The organism is Jiella mangrovi (assembly GCF_017815135.1).
GTDB classification, from domain to species: domain Bacteria; phylum Pseudomonadota; class Alphaproteobacteria; order Rhizobiales; family Rhizobiaceae; genus Jiella; species Jiella mangrovi.
Genome location: NZ_JAGJCF010000023.1, coordinates 1 through 17,461 on the forward strand (window position 1 = coordinate 1; position 17,461 = coordinate 17,461).

A 17,461-nucleotide genomic window follows, 5' to 3' on the forward strand; every position below is an offset into this window, starting at 1 on the left:
TTCTTTCAAGCCGTCGCCGAAAGATCGGGATCGAAGAAAGTCGGCATCATCGCCGTCGCCAGAAAGCTTCTCACTGTTCTCAACGCCATGCAGAGAGACAGAAAGGCGTTCGAATGAACACAGTTGCTAGAGCATCGTGGCTACAGCCCGATTCCGTTGACAAAAATGAACTTTTTCCGGTGCCGGACTGGATGCTCGGGACGGGGCCCGAGCAGGACGAAGCGGCAATGTTTCCGGCTATTTCTGGTACAACATGTCGAATCGACGGAGGTCGTCGGGAAATTCGCTGGTGACTTATCGATCTCGTTGAAACGGTCCCGACGTTGACTACAGTTCATCTTTCGCGCCTGGCGCCGTCGGCCCTCTCAAGCCGCCGCGCTGGCGCTGGCGACGAAGGCGGCCTCGGCGAGGGGAATGGCCGACGGAGTGCCGACGGTGATCCACACGCCGTCGAGCCGGACACCGGAGAGGCGCTCGGCCTCGATCGCCTGGTCGAAGATCCGGTTCAGCGAGAACTTCTCAGGCTTCATCCCCTCGAAGAGCTCCGGCTTCATGATCGCGCCGCCGGCATAGATGAAAGGCGAGACGACCCGCTCGGGCACGCGGCTGAGGCGGCCGGAGGGGTCCATCACGAAGTCGCCATTGCCGTCATATCCGGTGGACTGGCGCATTTCGGCGATCAGCAGCGAGACGTCCATCCTCGCCGGCTCCCAGAGTTCGGCGAGGAGATCGAGATTGTCGCGATAGCCGTCGATCCAGAAGGTGTCGGCATTCAGCACGTAAAATGGATCGGTGCCGAGTTCGGGCAGCGCCTTGACGATGCCGCCGCCGGAATCGAGCAGCAGGTCGGTTTCGTCGGAGACGACGATCTCCATGTCCTTGCGCTTCCTCAGATGGGCGCGCATCAGGTCGGCCATGTAGTGGACGTTGACAACCACGCGCTCGACGCCGTTTCGGGCGAGGGCATCGAGGCCGTAGTCGATCAGCGCCCGGCCGCGGATCTCGATCAGTGGTTTGGGCATGGTTGAGGTGATCGGGCGCATGCGCTTGCCGAGACCGGCGGCGAGGATCATCGCGGTCTTGGGCTTGAAGGAGGCGTCTTTGCTGCGAAGGGTCATTGGGTTCATCAGTCGTTCGAGCGGTGCCGCTTGGGATCGTCTGCGTCGAGAATGCCCCACTCGCCATAAATGTGGCGAAGGGCCGACAGCGACGGATGACCGAGCGTTCGGGCGAGATAGCCCTTAATCCGCGGTATGTGACGGAGATATTGCGGCTTGCCGTCTCTTTTAAGAAGGCGAACGAAGATCCCGAGGATTTTCGAAGCACGCTGGGCCGCCATAATAGCATAGTCGCGCTCGAAAGCGAAGCCGTCGAAGCCCGGATCTTCCTTGCGCCGCCTTTCGAGATAAGCCGCCGTCAGGGCCGCTTCGAGTTCGGCCGGGACGTCGACGCGCGCGTCCTGGGCGAGAGAGGCGACGTCATAGGCCGACGGGCCGATCATCGCGTCCTGGAAATCGATCAGGCCGATCTTGAGAATGCCCTCGGCATCCGGCCGGTAGATCACGTTGGGAGAATGGTAGTCGCGAAGGACGAGGCTCGTCTCGCCGTCTTTCAGTTCGTCGAGGATGGCAGCCCAGCATTCGCCGAAGAGTTCCCGTTCGTCTTCCGTTGCCGGACGGCCCGTGTGATCGGGCAGATACCAGTCGATGAGGAGCTCGACCTCGGCCAGCATGGCGCGGCGGTCGTAATGCGGCAGGCGGTGGACGGGGCCGTTCGCGATCGCGAGTTCGGAGGGCCAGGCGACACCGTGAAGGTCCGCCAGAAAGAGCGCGGCCTCGTGGTAGCGCACGGGGATCGGCCGGCGGTCTTCGTCGATGATCTGGCCGGCTCCGAGATGTTCGATCAGGAGCAGGCCCTGGTCGAGTTCGGCGTGGTGGATCGCCGGGGCGGCGAAGCCAGCCGTTCTCAGCGCCGTCGCCACCGCCACGAAAGGGGTGACGTCTTCGGCGAGATGTACGATCTGGCTGTAGGGAAGGCCGTCCTTGATCGGCGGGCCGTCCGGCTGGCGAGGCGCGTCCATCAAGACAAGGGTTTCGTCGCCGCTTGCAACGGTCTCGTAGCGCCGGCTGGAGGCGTCGCCGAAGAAGCGCTGGCGTGGTGCTTCGGCAAGACCTGCGACGGAAAGGAAATCGCGGATCGCCAATGTCCGCTCGAGGCGGGCAGCGGCGCGTTCCCCGGCTCCGATCGTTGCCTGCCGGCCACCTTCGGGATCGACGGCGAGATCGATAGTGATGGTCGCGGCCCGGAGGGCGTCAGGCGCCCGGTCCGGCCATTCGACGAGGACGATGCCGGCCTCGGCGGCTTCGGCGAAGCCGAGTTCGTCGAGCTCGTCGCCGGAGGCAAGCCGGTAAAGATCGAAATGGGCAACCGGCGGCTCGGTCTCGTAGGGCTGGACCAGCGTATAGGTGGGCGAGGGGACTTCGAGGTCCCCGTTGCCTGCAAGCGCCCGGATCACCGCCCGTGCCAGCGTCGACTTGCCGGCGCCGAGATCGCCCGACAGCGCGACGACGTCGCCGGCAGCAAGGACCATCGCGAGGTCGGCACCGAGCATCCGCGTGGCGGCGTCATCGGCAAGGTGCAGGCGATGCAAGACGGGAAGCGAGGCCTGAAGCGTTTGCGGCCCTTTACCGGGCAAATCGCTGGCGCGGCCGGGCGCCGTCATTCCGCGGCGTCCCGGAACTTGCCCTGTCGGCCGGCTTCCTCGTCCGGGGGAAAGGTGCCGAGCGGGAAGTGGCAGGTGAAGCTGGTGCCTTTACCGGGCGCCGAGCGAACCTCGACCTGGCCTTGGTGGAGTTCGACGAAGCTCTTGACGATCGACAGGCCGAGCCCGGCGCCGGACTGGCGGCCTCCGCTCGGATTGGCCTCGAAGCGCTCGAAGATCTTCTCGACCTGGTTCGTCGCGATGCCTGGCCCGCGGTCGGACACCTCGAAGGACAGCATGCCCTGATGGCGCCAGGCGCGCACCGCGACGGCCGAGCCCGCCGGAGCGAAATTCGCGGCATTGGAAAGGAGATTGAAGAGGATCTGGGTGAGCCGGTGTCCATCGGCGAAAAAGCGCGTTCCGGCATCGGCAAGGTCGATTTCAAGCGAGATGTCGGCGGCTTCGAAGCGATCGCGGACACCATCGACCGCCTGCTCGACCGTTCGCTCGATGTCCACCTCGGACAGGTCGAGCTCCATGATGCCAGCATCCACGGTGGCGAGATCGAGAATGTCGTTGACGATGGTGAGGAGGGTCGAGGTCGAGGAGGAGATGTAGTCGAGATACTCGCTCTGGCGCTCCGTCAGGGGCCCGGTTTCCGGCGAGCGCAGGAGGGCCGAGAAGCCGATGATATTGGTCAAAGGCGAGCGCAGCTCGTAGTTCACGTGCTGGACGAAATCGGTCTTGATGCGGTTCGCCTGCTCCAGTGCGTCGTTTCTTTCGCGCAGGACCAGCTCGGCGGCGCGCGCCTCGGAAATATTGGCATAGGTCAGCATCGTCAGCCCGTTCGGCAGCGGCACGATCGCATAGTTGAACGTGCGGCCGTCGGACAGGCTCATTTCGCCGCGCAGCGTTTCGCGACCGTGCTCGTCGAAGGCGGTCACCTGCTCGCAGAAGAGCTGCCAGCCCTCGGGCATGCCTGGCTCGCGGTTGCCGTTGACGCCGATCGTCCGCTCGACCTTGGCCGTGGCCAGATCGGCAAGTGCGTGGATGCGCGGCGAGGCGAGCAGCTTTTCGGGATCGATCCCCCACATCTCGGCAAAAGCGGGATTGGAAAGACGCATCCGCCCGTCGCTGCCGAACACCGCGACCGCTTCGCTGAGATAGTCGATCGTCTCGCGCTGCAGGCGGACCGTCGCCTTGACCTGGCTTTCGAGTTCCAGCTTCTCGGTGATGTCCTCGAAGACCCAGGTCGCGCCGCCGCGCGGCTGGGGCGTCGCGATGACGCGAAGCGTGCGGCCGTCGGCGAGATGCCACATCGCCTCGGTCGGCTCGGCGGCCCGATAGGCGGCAAGGTCCTGCTCCCGCATTTCCGAGCGTGCGAGCTTTTCGATCGGCAGGATGCCACGGGTGCGCAGATGATCGAGCAGCGCGATGTGGTCCGGCCCGGTCTCGAGATAGGCATTGGTCAGATCGAACAGCCGCTGGAAGGCGGTGTTGTAATAGGCGAGCTGCGTCTTCTCGTCGAAGCGCGCGACGGCCGTGGCGAGCTGGTCGAGCGTGTCGGACTGGCTGGCGATCGTCTGGTGCAGCTCCATGCGCACCTGCTCGGTTTCCGACACGTCGATCGCAAGACCCGCAGAGCCGAGCGGCCCGACCGTCTCCACCACGTTGAAGTTGCGGCGGTCCGCCTCGACAACGGTCGAAAGCTTGGCTTCGAATGTCTGACCCTCGGCAAGGTTCCTGGCGATGCGCAGGCGATCCTGGGCGGAGAGAAATTCGAGCTGCCGCTCCAGCGCGACGTCGACCGAAGGTGCATCGACGGCTGTCGCATAGGCCGCATTGACCCAGTTCAGCCGGCTGTTGCGGTCGCGCAGCCAGATTGCGAGCGGCGCCTTGTCGAAGAGTTGCTGCAGCGTTTCGACGGTGCTCAGGGCCCGCGAATGCGAGGTGGAGAGATCGTTGAGCTCTTTGCGCAGCCCCTCGAGGACATTGAATCGGACCATCGCCAGTCCGCCCGAGGTGCGTCCGGATGCCTCGATGACGCATTCTGCGTCGATGTCGATCGCGACACGGAACGGCTTGGCATGCTCGAGCAGTTCGCCGATGGCTTGTTCGAGGACCGCAACGCAATCGGCCGGCATCCAGTCGGCGAAGACCAGGAACCGCTCGGGATCGGAGGGCACCTTGCGCGTCGTGTGAATCTGGCCGATCACCTCCGGCTTGTCGGCTCCGGCGAAGACGAGGATGCGTTCGTCGCCGGCGACGAGCAGGGCGGTTCTCGCATCCGCCTCGATCCGCGCCTGGTGAAGCTCGTTTCGCAGGGCGTCGCTCTCGGCAGCAAGAGCGGTCCTCTGGCGAACGATGAAGGTCGCTGCCAGCATCGCCGCGCCGACGATGAAGGCGAAAGCGGCGAGGTAGACGATGTCGCTTTCCGACAGGATGCCGCCGAGATCGAAGGCGTCGCCCGGTGTCGCCGCTGCGGCGGGCGCCGCATGCAGGAGAATGGCGAAAGTGAGAAGGGCCGGTGCCGCCCCTCGTCCGGTCACGGTATCGACGAGACGCGTCGATCCGGCTGTGCGTTCGGAATCCATGCGCAACCCGGTGGCGCCCCCGCGCCCGGGTCGGATGTCTTTCGACATGTGAGCCTGCCCTCGTTTTGCCGTTGCTGTCGAGACTGAACTCAACGCATCTCGATCAGGCTTTCAGGTCCGCATCTCAAAGCCATGATTCGACCATATTAGCGGCTGGCGACTCGGGCGCAATCCTCAATATTTAACTAAGATTGAAAGAAATCAGCCCGGCGAGACTTGCGCCTCGCCGGACCTTCTGAATCGCTGATTGGCTGTGGTGCAAATCAGTAGCGGTAATGCTCTGGCTTGTAAGGGCCTTGCGGCGTGACGCCGATATAGGCGGCCTGTTCTTCGGACAGTTCCGAAAGCCTTGCGCCGAGCTTGCCGAGGTGAAGGCGTGCGACCTTTTCGTCCAGATGCTTGGGCAGGACGTAGACCTGGTTCTCGTACTGATCGCCCTTGGTGAAGAGCTCGATCTGCGCCAGGGTCTGGTTGGTGAAGGAGGCCGACATCACGAAGCTCGGATGGCCGGTGGCGTTGCCGAGATTGAGGAGGCGACCCTCCGACAGGAGCAGCATGCGGTTCCCCTTGGGGAACTCGATCATGTCGACCTGGGGCTTGATGTTGGTCCATTTCAGGTTCTTCAGGGCGTCGACCTGAATCTCGTTGTCGAAGTGGCCGATATTGCCGACGATCGCCATGTCCTTCATCTCGCGCATATGCTCGATGCGGATGACGTCCTTGTTGCCGGTGGTGGTGATGAAGATGTCGGCCGAGGCGACGACGTCCTCTAGCTGCACCACCTCGAAGCCGTCCATCGCCGCCTGCAGCGCGCAGATCGGATCGACTTCCGTCACCTTCACGCGGGCGCCCGCACCCTGGAGCGATGCGGCCGAGCCCTTGCCGACGTCGCCATAGCCGCAGACGACGGCGACCTTGCCGGCCATCATCACGTCGGTGCCGCGGCGGATGCCGTCGACCAGCGATTCCTTGCAGCCGTATTTGTTGTCGAACTTCGACTTGGTGACGCTGTCGTTGACGTTGATTGCCGGGAAGGGCAGGAGGCCCTTCTTCTGCAGCTGGTAGAGACGGTTGACGCCGGTGGTGGTCTCTTCGGTGACGCCCTTGATGGCGTCGCGCTGTCTGGTGAAGAAGCCCGGGGTCTCGGCCATGCGCTTCTTGATCTGCGCGAAGAGGATCGTCTCTTCCTCGCTGCCCGGATTGGACAGGACGTCCTCGCCGGCCTCGGCGCGCGCACCGGTGAGGATGTACATCGTGGCGTCGCCGCCGTCGTCGAGGATCATGTTCGACGGCTGACCGTCCGGCCACTGGAAGATCTTGTCGGTGTAGGACCAGTATTCCTCGAGCGTCTCGCCCTTGATGGCGAAGACCGGGATGCCGGCAGCCGCGATGGCGGCGGCGGCGTGGTCCTGGGTGGAAAAGATGTTGCAGGAGGCCCAGCGAACCTCGGCGCCGAGCGCCACCAGCGTCTCGATCAGAACGGCCGTCTGGATCGTCATGTGCAGCGAGCCGGTGATCCGCGCGCCCTTCAGCGGCTTGTCGGCGCCGAACTCCTCGCGGCAGGCCATCAGCCCCGGCATTTCGGTCTCGGCGATGTCCAGTTCCTTGCGGCCGTAGTCGGCGAGCGCGATGTCCTTGACGATGTAGTCGGTCTGTTCGCTCATGGTTCGGGAACTCCCTTGAGAATGCGGTTGGTCGAAGCGGGGCGCGCGGCGCCCCCGAATGCTTGCGCTCGCTGTAGCAGTGCCCGGGACATGCCACAAGAGGATATAAACATTTGTTTATGTCTTGATCGGCATTTTCCGCATTGGGAATCCTCCGCGCTCCGGTCTAGTATCCCCGCGGTTCTGAGGGCCGATGCCGGCATCCGAATCCAGCCTCTGGAAGAAGAAGGCTGGGGGTTGCGGTCGGCACTGGAGTGAACTGCTTGCGTTGCGTATCCGGCATGTTTCGCGTCCGTGCCGGCCGGAGTTGGGAGGATGACGATGACGCCAAGATTCGTCGCGACTTTCGCGGCGACCGCGATCTCGGTCGCAATGGCCACCGGATCTGCAGGCGCCCAGACGGCTGAAAGCCCTGCGCCCGTCGTTGTCGCGGAGAATGCGGGCGGGTTGGCCGACCTGGTTCTTCCCTACACGCCATATCTGTTCGACTTCGCCGTCACATCCCTTCGCAGCATCGCCGAGATCACCTATTCGGACCGCCGCTACGATCCGATCACGCGCTCGCTAGTCGTGACGGGCCTTGCCGTCGATCGCGGCGACGTGCATTTCCGGATCGGCCAGATGCGCATCGCATCCGATCAGATGATCCTGGACGGCATGGCGATCGACACCCGGCAGCTACCGCTCGATCCAACCGTGCGGCAGGTGCTCGACAAGCTCGGCCGGGAGACGGTCACCGGCCATCTGACCGTCGATCTCGCCCTCGATGCACCGCGGGCCGACTATGTGCTGCAGGCGACGGCGCGGTTCGACGGGATCGGCGCCTTCGATCTCGATGCCGATCTGCGCGGCTTTCACATTCTCGCGCCGCTCTCCGAACTCGAGACCACGGACAGGCCGGCGAGTAACCAGCCGGAAATTCGCGGGACCCTCGCCTCGGCCGATATCGCCTTTTCGGACATGGGGCTGACGGAGGCGCTCTACGATGTCCTGGGACGCGAGCAGGGGCTGAATGCCCAGGCGGCGAAAAGCGCTGCCATGATGATTTCCGGTGCGGCGCTCGCCGGCATGTTCGACAATTTGCCCGGAGGCCCGACGCCGGAACTGCAGCGGAAGGCGCGCGACTGGTCGGCCGCGCTGCAGGCGTTTCTCAAGGCGCCGGGCCGGCTGTCGGTCGCGTTGCGGCCGCAGCAGCCATTCGAGCTTTCACGGCTCACCGATGGCGCCATCGATGCCAAAGACATCGCCGATCTCGATCCGACCGTCGTCAACGGCTCCGTGGTCAAGCAGGCGCTGCTTTCGCCGACGCAGCTTTCGCTCCCCGCCGACGCGCCGCTTGCGAGGAAGCTCGCTCTGGCCGATACGCTGCTTAATGGCCGCGGCATACCGCAGGACATCGGCCGGGCTCTCGATCTGATGATGCCGGCGGCCATGGACGGCAACCGGGCGGCCGTGGCGCTGCTGGCCCATGCGATCGCCATCGACCCCTATGTCAGCATTGCCCAGGAAAAGCTCGTCCCGACCTATGTCTCGCTCGATCTGGCACTGGCGGACGGGTTGCCGTTCTCTGCCGAGAGCCTGGCAGCCATCGGTCGTCGGCTCAGCCCGTCGGAAATCGTCGGGGCCGAGGACGAGGCCGTCGCGACCTGGCGGCAGACACCCGTCGGACAGCGCCAGCGCGCCGCCGAGATCGAGGCGTTTCGCACCCGCGACTGGAATACGATCCGGCGCCTTGCCTACGCCTATTACGAGGGCTCCGAAATGCCCCGCAACATCATGCGCGCCTATGGCTGGTCGGCGATCGCGGCCGCCGGCGGCGATCGGGCCGCCGCCAAGCTGCGCGACGAGCTGACCCGGGCTGCCGGCAGCGGCAAGCTGGTTCTGCCGCTCGACCGGGCACGCAAGGCAACCGACGATCTCTGGGCGCTGATCCTCGGCGACGATATGTCCGCGCCGACGACTGCCGGTGAGGGCGCCAGCGAAGGCGCCGGCAACACTCCCGCCACCGGCGAAAGCCGTTCGCCTGACGCGGCGGACGAGGGTGCGAGTGCGCCAGCGCCAGCTGGCGCGCCCAGCGATGCGGGGCCTGCCTCCGAGGGATCTTTCCAGGACGGCGACCCCGCAACTGGCGAGCCCGCAACTGGCGGCAGGAGCGGCGCAATCCCCGCGCCGCGGTCGCCGCAGACAAAGGAGACCCGTTCGCAGGAAGATGCGGTCGAGCCGGTGGAGGGCGGTGAGGGCGCCCATGGAAAGGCCTTTGCCTATTCTCTCCCCTTGCCGGCAAACTGATCGGCGAGTCATCAAAGACAATCGCCCCCCAAAGGGAAGTTTTCGTGCTGCCGCGCTCGATTTGGGATGGCGGGAGGAGGCGTTCACCGGTGGGCGGGCTGATGACGGAACGTCGAACCGGGCTGTATTGTAACAGAGACGCTTCACGTTCTTGACGCTTTTGGGGCTGGCGTCTATACGATCGGCATTCCGTGGGGCAGGTGTTTTCTTACCCCATTCGCCTATTCCGCAACCGACTGAACAAGAAGACGGCCCGTCTCCCTCGCGGAACGAGAGCTGGTCTGACGAACGGAGAAAAAATGTTCGCAGTCATCAAGACCGGCGGCAAGCAGTACCGCGTTGCCGCAGAAGACAAATTCACCGTCGAGCGCATCCCCGGCGAGGCCGGTGATCTCGTCACGCTCAACGAGGTGCTGATGGTCGGCTCCTCGATCGGCGCGCCCTTCGTCGAAGGCGCCAGCGTCTCCGTCGAGATCGTCGAGCAGACCCGTGGCAAGAAGGTCATCTCCTTCAAGAAGCGCCGCCGGCAGAACTCCAAGCGCACCCGTGGCCATCGCCAGGACCTGACGATGATCCGCGTTGCCGAGATCCTCACCGACGGCAAGAAGCCCTCCGGCAAGCCGGCAAAGGCCGCTGCGAAGGCCGAGAAGGCGGAGACCAAGCCGGCCGAGGCCGATGCGTCGGCTGACGTGACCGAGGTCGTCGTGACGCCGATGTTCACGGCGCCTGAAGGCGCCAAGGACAAGCTGACGACGATCAAGGGTGTCGGCCCGGTCGCGGAGAAGCAGCTGAACGAGCAGGGCATCATGACCTACGCTCAGATCGCGGCCTTCACCGACGCCGATATCGAGCGTATCGACGCCGAGATGCCTTTCAGCGCGGCGCAGATCACCGACTGGCGTGAGCAGGCCAAGGCGCTCGCCGCCAAGTAAGGCGCGGGCAGTCACCAACGGTATTGACGGGACCTCTTCGGATGGTCCGCTGCCCACAAGGGCAAGGAGATTGAACGATGGCACATAAGAAAGCTGGCGGTTCCTCGCGCAACGGTCGCGATTCGGAGTCCAAACGCCTCGGCGTGAAGAAATTCGGCGGCGAAGCCGTTATCGCGGGCAACATTCTCGTGCGCCAGCGCGGCACGCGCTGGCATCCGGGCGCCAATGTGGGCCTCGGCCGCGATCACACCCTTTTCGCCAAGGCCGAGGGAACGGTCGAGTTCCAGAAGAAGGCCAATGGCCGCACCTTCATTGCAGTAATGCCGAAAGCAGAAGCCGCCGAATGACCGGAGCTTCCAAGCGCCGGCGTTCCAACGACCCGGCGCTTGAGAGGCCCGAAGGCATCGCCTGACGGATCGAGCGAAAGGGGAGATGGATCGCCGTCTCCCCTTTTCGCTTGAACGGAAGGACGACGCGATGACCGAAGAGATGACGGAAAGGCCTGGGCAGAGGGCGCTTTCGCCCAGGGCCTTCGTCACCCCGAGGCTGCGGCTGAGACCGCCGGTGCTGGACGATGCCGAGGCCATCGCCGCGCTGCTCGACGACTACGACGTCGTCAAGATGCTCTCCCGGGCGCCGTGGCCCTACACGATCGAGGATGCCGAGGATTTCATCCACGATCGCGGGGGCGAAGCGGTGTTTGCGATCTGCCTGAAGACGAGCGGCGACATCGTCGGCATCTGCGGCATTCATGGTAATGGAATGCATCGTGCCGGAAGCGGCGAACTCGGCTACTGGATCGGACGTCCGTTCTGGGGCAATGGCTACGCGACCGAAGCGGCCCATGCGGCGATCGATTACGGCTTCACTGCCCTTTGCCTCGACGAGATCACCGCTCACTGCCGGGTCATCAACGAAGCGTCTCGTAGGGTCATCTGGAAGTGCGGCTTTCGCTTCACGGGCTCTGGCATGATCGACACCGATGCGGCGGGCCGGGTCGCTTCCGAGAATTTCAGCCTCGATCGCAGCTGCTGGCAGTCGCTGAAATCCTGGGGAGCGTCGCGATGAAACGGCGCTGTCGGGCAGGCATGAGGCGCCAGGTGCGCCGAGCGCGATTGGCAGCGGCAGCGGCGGCGATGGTTCTCATTGCGGCTGTGAACGCGCCCTTCGCTGCCGCGGCCGGAACTGCCAGCCCGCGCGTGGCCCTTTCGTCTTCTCAAGCGGCGGCAAGGCCCCTGTCGCTCATCGCCTTCTTCGACGGGCGGGCGACGTCGCGCGGGACGATCACGACGTTGCTCGTCTCGACCGAGCGGTTCAGCGCGAATTTCGAGGGCAGGGCGACGGGAAACCGGCTGCAACTCGACGAACGGTTCCATTTTGAAGACGGCGCTCGCCTCCAGCGCTGGGACCTGACCCGATCCGCCGACGGGCGATATCGGGGGACCGTTCAAACCGAACTCGGCGATGGAACGATGGCGCCGAAAGTTCATGTCGAAGGCTATTCCTTTGCAGGCGGCGTCGTCCTTGCCTATGACGGATATGCGCCGGGCGGTGGGCAGACGCTTCTCGGGTTCCGCCATGTCATGCGGCAAGTCGGACCGCGAACGATCGAGAACCGGGTGACGATCTCGAAATTCGGGTTGGCGATCGCGACCTCAAACGTCATCTTCCGGCGTGGACGGCGATCAGAAAGTGAGCGGGACCGGTAACGGCTCGCAATCATGATCCGGGCAGGCACGATGCCGCCCGACAGTTTGGACGAAAGGGCGCGACGCGAGGCAAGGCTTTATCCTCAGCGGACGCATACGGTACGACGATGAAGTTTCTCGATCAGGCGAAAGTCTACATCCGCTCCGGTGATGGTGGCGCCGGCTCGGTGTCGTTCCGCCGGGAGAAATACATCGAGTTCGGTGGCCCGGACGGCGGCGACGGCGGCCGCGGCGGCGACGTCTGGATCGAGACGGTGGCCGGGCTCAACACGCTGATCGACTACCGCTACCAGCAGCATTTCAAGGCCAAGACCGGCACACACGGCATGGGCCGCAACCGCAACGGCGCCAGGGGCGCCGACGTGACCTTGAAGGTTCCTGCGGGGACGCAGGTCTTCGCCGAGGACAACGAGACGCTGATCTGCGATCTCACCACCGTCGGCGAGAGGCACCGGATCGCCGCCGGGGGCAATGGCGGCTTCGGCAACGCCTATTTCAAGTCCTCGGTGAACCAGGCCCCCCGCCACGCCAATCCCGGCCTTCCCGGCGAGGAGCTGACGATCTGGCTGCGTCTGAAGCTGATCGCGGACGCAGGTCTCGTCGGGTTGCCCAATGCCGGCAAGTCGACCTTCCTCGCCTCGGTGACGCGGGCCCGGCCGAAGATCGCCGACTATCCCTTCACGACGCTGCATCCGGGCCTTGGCGTCGCCAAGGTCGACGACGCCGAATTCGTCATTGCGGATATTCCGGGTCTGATCGAGGGCGCCCATGAGGGCGTCGGTATCGGCGATCGGTTCCTCGGCCATGTCGAGCGGACGTCGATCCTTCTCCATCTCGTCTCGGCGATGGAAGAGGACGTCGGCAAGGCTTACCGTACCGTGCGCCGTGAACTCGAGGCCTATGGCCACGGCATATCCGAAAAGCCAGAGATCGTCGCCCTGTCACAGATCGATACGCTGGCGGGCGAGGCGAGGGCGGAGAAGCTTGCCGAACTCGCCGCGGCGGCGGGTGTCGAGCCCCTGGCGCTGTCGTCGGTCAGCGGCGAGGGGATGACCGAGGCGCTCCGGCGCATGCGCGCGGAGATCGCCGGCTTCACCGCGTCGCCCGACGCCGACGACCATGATGACGATGATGATGACGCCCCCGTGTCGTCGGGAGATCGCACCGAGAGACGCGTGTGATGGTCAATCTGCTCGAAGGCCATCGCCGGATCGTCGTCAAGATCGGCTCGTCGCTGCTGGTCGATCGCGATCGCGGCATGAAGCGGACCTGGCTCGAATCCCTTGGCGAGGACATTGCAAGGCTCACGGGCCAGGGTCAGCAGATCCTGGTGGTTTCCTCCGGCGCCATCGCCATGGGGCGCAAGCTCCTGAAGATGCCGCGCGGGCCGCTGAGACTCGAAGAAAACCAGGCCGCCGCGGCCGTCGGCCAGATTGCCCTGTCGCGGACCTATTCCGAGATCCTGGGCCGGCACGGGCTCGAGACCGGCCAGATCCTCCTCACCATCGGGGACACAGAGGAGCGCCGCCGCTATCTCAATGCCCGCGCCACGCTGGCGACGCTTCTCGACATGGGCGCCGTGCCGGTGATCAACGAGAACGACACGGTGGCGACGAGCGAAATCCGCTATGGCGACAACGACCGGCTGGCGGCACGGGTCGCCACCATGATTGACGCCGACCTCCTCGTCCTTCTCTCCGACATCGACGGGCTCTACACCGCGCCCCCTGCCGAAGATCCGACGGCGACGCATATTCCGGTGGTCGAGAGCATCACGCCCGAGATCGAGGCGATGGCGGGTGCGGCCGGATCGGAGCTTTCGCGCGGAGGCATGAAGACCAAGGTCGATGCCGGCAAGATCGCGACGGGTTCGGGAACGGCGATGATCATCACCGCCGGACAGCGGCTTTATCCGCTCTCGGCCATCGAACGCGGCGAGCGGGCGACGCTGTTCCTGCCGTCCGGCACGCCGCGCAGCGCCAGAAAGCGCTGGATCGCCGGCCATCTGCAGATGCACGGGACGCTCGTCGTCGACGAGGGCGCGGTTGCCGCGCTGATCTCCGGCAAGAGCCTGCTGTCGGCCGGCGTCGTATCGGTACATGGCATGTTCTCGCGCGGCGATTCCGTGCTGATCACCCGGCAGGACGGCTCGCCGGTCGCGCGCGGGATCGTCGCCTATGATGCCGGCGACGCCAGGAAGATCCTGGGCCTTCGCAGCTCCGCCGTCAGCGCGGCGCTTGGCTACGAGGCGCGGGCGGCGATGATCCATCGCGACGATCTGGTGCTCGACCATGTCGTCGAGACCGCCGGCGCGGAGACCGCCGGCCATCTGCCCGGCGATGGCGTAAGCGACAGACGTGACCCCGACATGGTCTCGGCGAAATGAGGGAGACGGAACGTGCTCGACAGGATTGATACGGCGCAAGACGAGATCGCAAGGCTGATGCAGGACCTTGGCGAGCGGGCGCGCGCTGCCTCCCGCCAGCTCGCAATCACGCCGGCGGCCGCCAAGAACGCGGCACTCATCGCCATGGCCGATGCGCTGAACGCTGCAATTCCCGCGATCCTTGAAGCCAATGGCGCAGATGTCTCGCGGGCGCAGGAGAACGGGACGAGCGCAGCTCTCATCGACCGGCTGACCCTCAATCCGGCACGCATCGTCGCCATGTCCGAAGGGCTTCGCACGATCGCCGAACTCGCCGATCCCGTCGGCGAGACGATCGCCGCCTGGGAGCGACCGAACGGCCTGCAGATCGAGCGGGTGCGGACGCCGCTCGGCGTCGTCGGGGTCATCTATGAGAGCCGTCCGAACGTCACGGCCGATGCGGGCGCCCTCTGCCTCAAGGCGGGGAACGCGGTGATCCTGCGCGGTGGGTCCGATTCTGCGCATTCCTCGCGGGCGATCCATGCCGCTCTCGTGGCGGGGCTGAAGGCGGCGGGGCTTCCCGAGGATGGGATCCAGATCGTGCCGACGACGGACCGGGCGGCGGTCGGCGAGATGCTGAAAGGCCTTTCCGGCAATCTCGACGTCATCGTGCCGCGCGGCGGGCGCTCGCTTGTGGCGCGCGTTCAGGACGAGGCGCGCGTCCCGGTTTTCGCCCATCTCGAGGGGCTTTGCCACGTCTATGTCGATCGTTCGGCCGATCTCGCAATGGCGGTCGAGCTCGTCGTCAATTCCAAGATGCGGCGCACCGGCATCTGCGGCGCAGCCGAGACGCTTCTGGTCGATCGCCGCGCCGCCTCGACCCATCTCGTCCCGATCCTCGAGGCGCTGGCGGCCAGGGGATGCGAGATTCGGGCGACTAAGGAGGTCCGCGCGCTCTATCCTTCGGCTGAAGCGGCCGATGATGCGGACTTTTCCACCGAATATCTCGACGCGATCATTTCCGTCGCACTCGTCGATGGTGTCGACGATGCGATCCATCACATCGAGACCTATTCCTCCCACCACACCGAGGCCATCATCGCCGAGGATGCGGCGGCCGTCGAAACCTTCATGAACGGCATCGATTCGGCGATCCTCCTGCACAACGCCTCGACCCAGTTTGCCGATGGCGGCGAATTCGGCATGGGCGCGGAGATCGGCATCGCCACGGGCAAGATGCATGCGCGCGGGCCGGTGGGCGTCGAGCAGCTGACGAGCTTCAACTACCGCGTCCGCGGCAGCGGACAGACGCGGCCTTGACGAGCCTTGGGAAAACCGATGCGGGCGATGCCTGCCTGAGCTCTCGTTGGGACGGAGCGAGACAGGCAGCTCTCCTGTCGATCCCGCCCGGCAACCGGCAGATGACCGTCGGTCTCTTCGGCGGCTCGTTCAATCCGCCGCATGACGGGCACCGGCTGGTCGCCGAGACCGCATTGCGCCGCCTCGGCCTCACCCGGATCTGGTGGATCGTCACGCCCGGCAATCCGCTGAAGGACCATGGTGCGCTTCGGCCGCTGGACGAACGGATCGCCATGGTCCGCCAGATGGCGTCGCCGGCGCGCTCGGACGTCACCGCCTTCGAGGCGCGCTACAACGTCCGCTACACCGCCGACACGCTGGCCCTCGTCAAGCTGCGGCGGCCGGATCTGAAGATCGTCTGGGTGATGGGGGCCGACAGCATGGCCACGTTCCATCGCTGGCAGGAATGGCGCTGGATCGCCGACAACGTGCCGATCGCGATCGTCGATCGGCCGCATAGCACCTTCCCGGCACTCGCCTCGCCCTTTGCCCGCCGCTATGCCTTCGCGCGGGTCGCACAGGAAGACGCAAGGGTCCTGCCTTACCGTCAGGCGCCGGCCTGGACGTTCCTGTTCGGACCGCGCAACGGCACATCTTCGACGGGTCTTCGAGAGGCGGTTCACGTTCCGTCTTGAAACGGACATGGTAGACCGCCTACATTTAAGCCACCGGTATCATTGCGAGCCGGGCAGTCGACCCAAGGAAAGGGAAAACGACACTGAGACAAGCGGCACAAGCGAAGGGAGTCTTCGAGACTTCACCTTCTGAAGCGCCCGCGACCGACGTTTCGGCCGGCGGGACCGCCATCGACCTCGTCATGCAGAGTCTGGACGACTCCAAGGGCGAGGAAATCGTCTCCATCGATCTCAGGGGCAAGTCGGCGCTCGCCGACTACATGGTCGTCGTCTCCGGACGCTCGAATCGCCATGTCACTGCCATTGCCGACCATCTTCTGCGACTGCTCAAGGAGCAGGGTCTCGGCAACGCCAAGGTCGAGGGTCTCCAGAACGGCGACTGGGTGCTGATCGATTCGGGCGATATCATCGTCCATATCTTCCGCCCGGAAATCCGCAGCTTCTACAATATCGAGAAGATGTGGACCGTCGGCGACGCCGGAGACGCGACGGTCCATTGATCGACGCGGCAGCTGGGCGTTCAAGGACCGGCCCCTCCCTCGGAGGCGCCGGATGAAGCTGACGATTGCCGTCGTCGGGCGGATGAAGAAAGGCCCGGATCAGGCTCTGGTCGAGCGCTATCTCGACCGGCTGTCGAAGTCTGGCGGTCAGGTGGCCTTCGATCTCCGCGGCGTGCGGGAGACGGTCGAGTCGCGTCTGCAGACCGTGGCCGCACGGCGCAAGGACGAAGCCGCCAGGCTGGCGGGGAGTGTCGGCGCCGATTGTGTTCGCATCGTCTTCGACGAGCGGGGCGAAAATCTTTCTTCCGAACAGTTCGCTGCCTTTCTCGGACGGCTGCGCGACGAAGGTCGGGCCGAGGCCGGATTCTTTCTCGGTGGGCCGGACGGCCATGACCCGGACTTTCTTGCAAGCGCGGAGAAGGCCGTGTCGTTCGGCCGGATGACCTTTCCCCACCAGATCGCCCGGCTGATGCTGGCCGAGCAGCTCTACCGCGCGGTGACGATCCTCTCCGGACATCCGTATCACCGGGCCTGAGGGCGTTTCTCACCCATCGCGTCCAGCCTGTGTGCCCGAGCGGCATGGGGGCGACGCTCGCGCCGGCTTTCAGCATTGCCATGACGACACGATCTTGCGGCATTTTCGCTGTGTCGCGATGCGATCACAGAGTTGGTCGTGCAAATCGTGCTATCGAAGGGTGTTCGATCGAACGGGC

15 protein-coding genes are annotated in these 17,461 nt (G+C 65.0%); 11 read left to right on the forward strand and 4 right to left on the reverse strand.

Translation table 11 applies throughout. The features are described from left to right. Positions 1–365: 365 nt before the first annotated feature. From J6595_RS20505 to ahcY, 4 genes are all read right to left on the reverse strand, one after another. Positions 366–1,118 (reverse strand): nucleotidyltransferase family protein, encoded by a 753-nt coding sequence (locus J6595_RS20505; protein ID WP_209597256.1) that lies wholly within the window; start codon positions 1,116–1,118, stop codon positions 366–368. Between the two features lie 8 nt (positions 1,119–1,126). Further along, entirely contained in the window at positions 1,127–2,722 is a 1,596-nt protein-coding gene (gene tsaE / locus J6595_RS20510) for a tRNA (adenosine(37)-N6)-threonylcarbamoyltransferase complex ATPase subunit type 1 TsaE (RefSeq protein ID WP_209597258.1), read from the reverse strand. Next, positions 2,719–5,295, reverse strand: coding sequence for a sensor histidine kinase (locus J6595_RS20515; RefSeq protein ID WP_245198949.1), 2,577 nt, complete (start codon positions 5,293–5,295; stop codon positions 2,719–2,721). Before J6595_RS20515 ends, tsaE begins: the two co-directional genes overlap by 4 nt. Positions 5,296–5,558: 263 nt before the next feature. Then, the gene (gene ahcY, locus J6595_RS20520) at positions 5,559–6,959 is read right to left on the reverse strand and encodes an adenosylhomocysteinase (protein ID WP_209597260.1); all 1,401 of its coding nucleotides are present in this window, start codon (positions 6,957–6,959) and stop codon (positions 5,559–5,561) included. Positions 6,960–7,280: 321 nt separating this feature from the next. Between ahcY and J6595_RS20525 the strand changes: the two genes are divergently transcribed. The 11 genes from J6595_RS20525 (at position 7,281) to rlmH (ending at position 17,283) form a co-directional block, all read left to right on the forward strand. After that, complete coding sequence (locus J6595_RS20525; RefSeq protein ID WP_209597262.1) at positions 7,281–9,248, forward strand: hypothetical protein; 1,968 nt, start codon at positions 7,281–7,283, stop codon at positions 9,246–9,248. A gap of 299 nt (positions 9,249–9,547) precedes the next feature. After that, positions 9,548–10,180: a 50S ribosomal protein L21 gene (locus J6595_RS20530; protein ID WP_209597264.1), complete on the forward strand. Its 633-nt coding sequence runs from the start codon at positions 9,548–9,550 to the stop codon at positions 10,178–10,180. Positions 10,181–10,257: 77 nt separating this feature from the next. After that, the gene (rpmA, locus tag J6595_RS20535) at positions 10,258–10,527 is read left to right on the forward strand and encodes a 50S ribosomal protein L27 (protein ID WP_209597266.1); all 270 of its coding nucleotides are present in this window, start codon (positions 10,258–10,260) and stop codon (positions 10,525–10,527) included. Positions 10,528–10,657: 130 nt separating this feature from the next. Beyond that, positions 10,658–11,248, forward strand: a complete 591-nt coding sequence (locus tag J6595_RS20540) for a GNAT family N-acetyltransferase (protein ID WP_209597268.1) — start codon at positions 10,658–10,660, stop codon at positions 11,246–11,248. A 68-nt stretch (positions 11,249–11,316) separates the two neighbouring features. Beyond that, positions 11,317–11,889: a DUF3833 family protein gene (locus J6595_RS20545; protein ID WP_209597270.1), complete on the forward strand. Its 573-nt coding sequence runs from the start codon at positions 11,317–11,319 to the stop codon at positions 11,887–11,889. A gap of 107 nt (positions 11,890–11,996) precedes the next feature. Next, positions 11,997–13,070, forward strand: coding sequence for a GTPase ObgE (gene obgE / locus J6595_RS20550; protein ID WP_209597272.1), 1,074 nt, complete (start codon positions 11,997–11,999; stop codon positions 13,068–13,070). After that, positions 13,070–14,275 carry a glutamate 5-kinase gene (proB, locus tag J6595_RS20555; protein ID WP_209597275.1) on the forward strand — a complete coding sequence of 402 codons (1,206 nt, stop codon included), beginning with the start codon at positions 13,070–13,072 and terminating at the stop codon, positions 14,273–14,275. Before obgE ends, proB begins: the two co-directional genes overlap by 1 nt. Before the next feature lie 12 nt (positions 14,276–14,287). After that, positions 14,288–15,574 (forward strand): glutamate-5-semialdehyde dehydrogenase, encoded by a 1,287-nt coding sequence (locus J6595_RS20560; RefSeq protein ID WP_209597277.1) that lies wholly within the window; start codon positions 14,288–14,290, stop codon positions 15,572–15,574. 80 nt (positions 15,575–15,654) lie between these two features. Further along, on the forward strand, positions 15,655–16,248 hold the full coding sequence (locus J6595_RS20565) for a nicotinate-nucleotide adenylyltransferase (RefSeq protein WP_342453258.1): 594 nt from the start codon (positions 15,655–15,657) through the stop codon (positions 16,246–16,248). A gap of 38 nt (positions 16,249–16,286) precedes the next feature. Further along, positions 16,287–16,748, forward strand: a complete 462-nt coding sequence (gene rsfS / locus J6595_RS20570; RefSeq protein WP_425342193.1) for a ribosome silencing factor — start codon at positions 16,287–16,289, stop codon at positions 16,746–16,748. A gap of 52 nt (positions 16,749–16,800) precedes the next feature. Further along, positions 16,801–17,283 carry a 23S rRNA (pseudouridine(1915)-N(3))-methyltransferase RlmH gene (gene rlmH, locus J6595_RS20575; protein ID WP_209597282.1) on the forward strand — a complete coding sequence of 161 codons (483 nt, stop codon included), beginning with the start codon at positions 16,801–16,803 and terminating at the stop codon, positions 17,281–17,283. Positions 17,284–17,461: the final 178 nt, after the last annotated feature.

What these genes read in the sequence shown, in the direction of transcription:
- tsaE (WP_209597258.1), bottom strand. Translation starts at nt 2,722, where the DNA reads ATGACGGCGCCCGGCCGCGCCAGCGATTTGCCCGGTAAAGGGCCGCAA.
- J6595_RS20505 (WP_209597256.1), bottom strand. Translation starts at nt 1,118, where the DNA reads ATGACCCTTCGCAGCAAAGACGCCTCCTTCAAGCCCAAGACCGCGATG.
- ahcY (WP_209597260.1), bottom strand. Translation starts at nt 6,959, where the DNA reads ATGAGCGAACAGACCGACTACATCGTCAAGGACATCGCGCTCGCCGAC.
- rpmA (WP_209597266.1), top strand. Translation starts at nt 10,258, where the DNA reads ATGGCACATAAGAAAGCTGGCGGTTCCTCGCGCAACGGTCGCGATTCG.
- proB (WP_209597275.1), top strand. Translation starts at nt 13,070, where the DNA reads ATGGTCAATCTGCTCGAAGGCCATCGCCGGATCGTCGTCAAGATCGGC.
- J6595_RS20530 (WP_209597264.1), top strand. Translation starts at nt 9,548, where the DNA reads ATGTTCGCAGTCATCAAGACCGGCGGCAAGCAGTACCGCGTTGCCGCA.
- obgE (WP_209597272.1), top strand. Translation starts at nt 11,997, where the DNA reads ATGAAGTTTCTCGATCAGGCGAAAGTCTACATCCGCTCCGGTGATGGT.
- J6595_RS20515 (WP_245198949.1), bottom strand. Translation starts at nt 5,295, where the DNA reads ATGGATTCCGAACGCACAGCCGGATCGACGCGTCTCGTCGATACCGTG.
- J6595_RS20545 (WP_209597270.1), top strand. Translation starts at nt 11,317, where the DNA reads ATGGTTCTCATTGCGGCTGTGAACGCGCCCTTCGCTGCCGCGGCCGGA.
- rlmH (WP_209597282.1), top strand. Translation starts at nt 16,801, where the DNA reads ATGAAGCTGACGATTGCCGTCGTCGGGCGGATGAAGAAAGGCCCGGAT.
- J6595_RS20525 (WP_209597262.1), top strand. Translation starts at nt 7,281, where the DNA reads ATGACGCCAAGATTCGTCGCGACTTTCGCGGCGACCGCGATCTCGGTC.
- J6595_RS20540 (WP_209597268.1), top strand. Translation starts at nt 10,658, where the DNA reads ATGACCGAAGAGATGACGGAAAGGCCTGGGCAGAGGGCGCTTTCGCCC.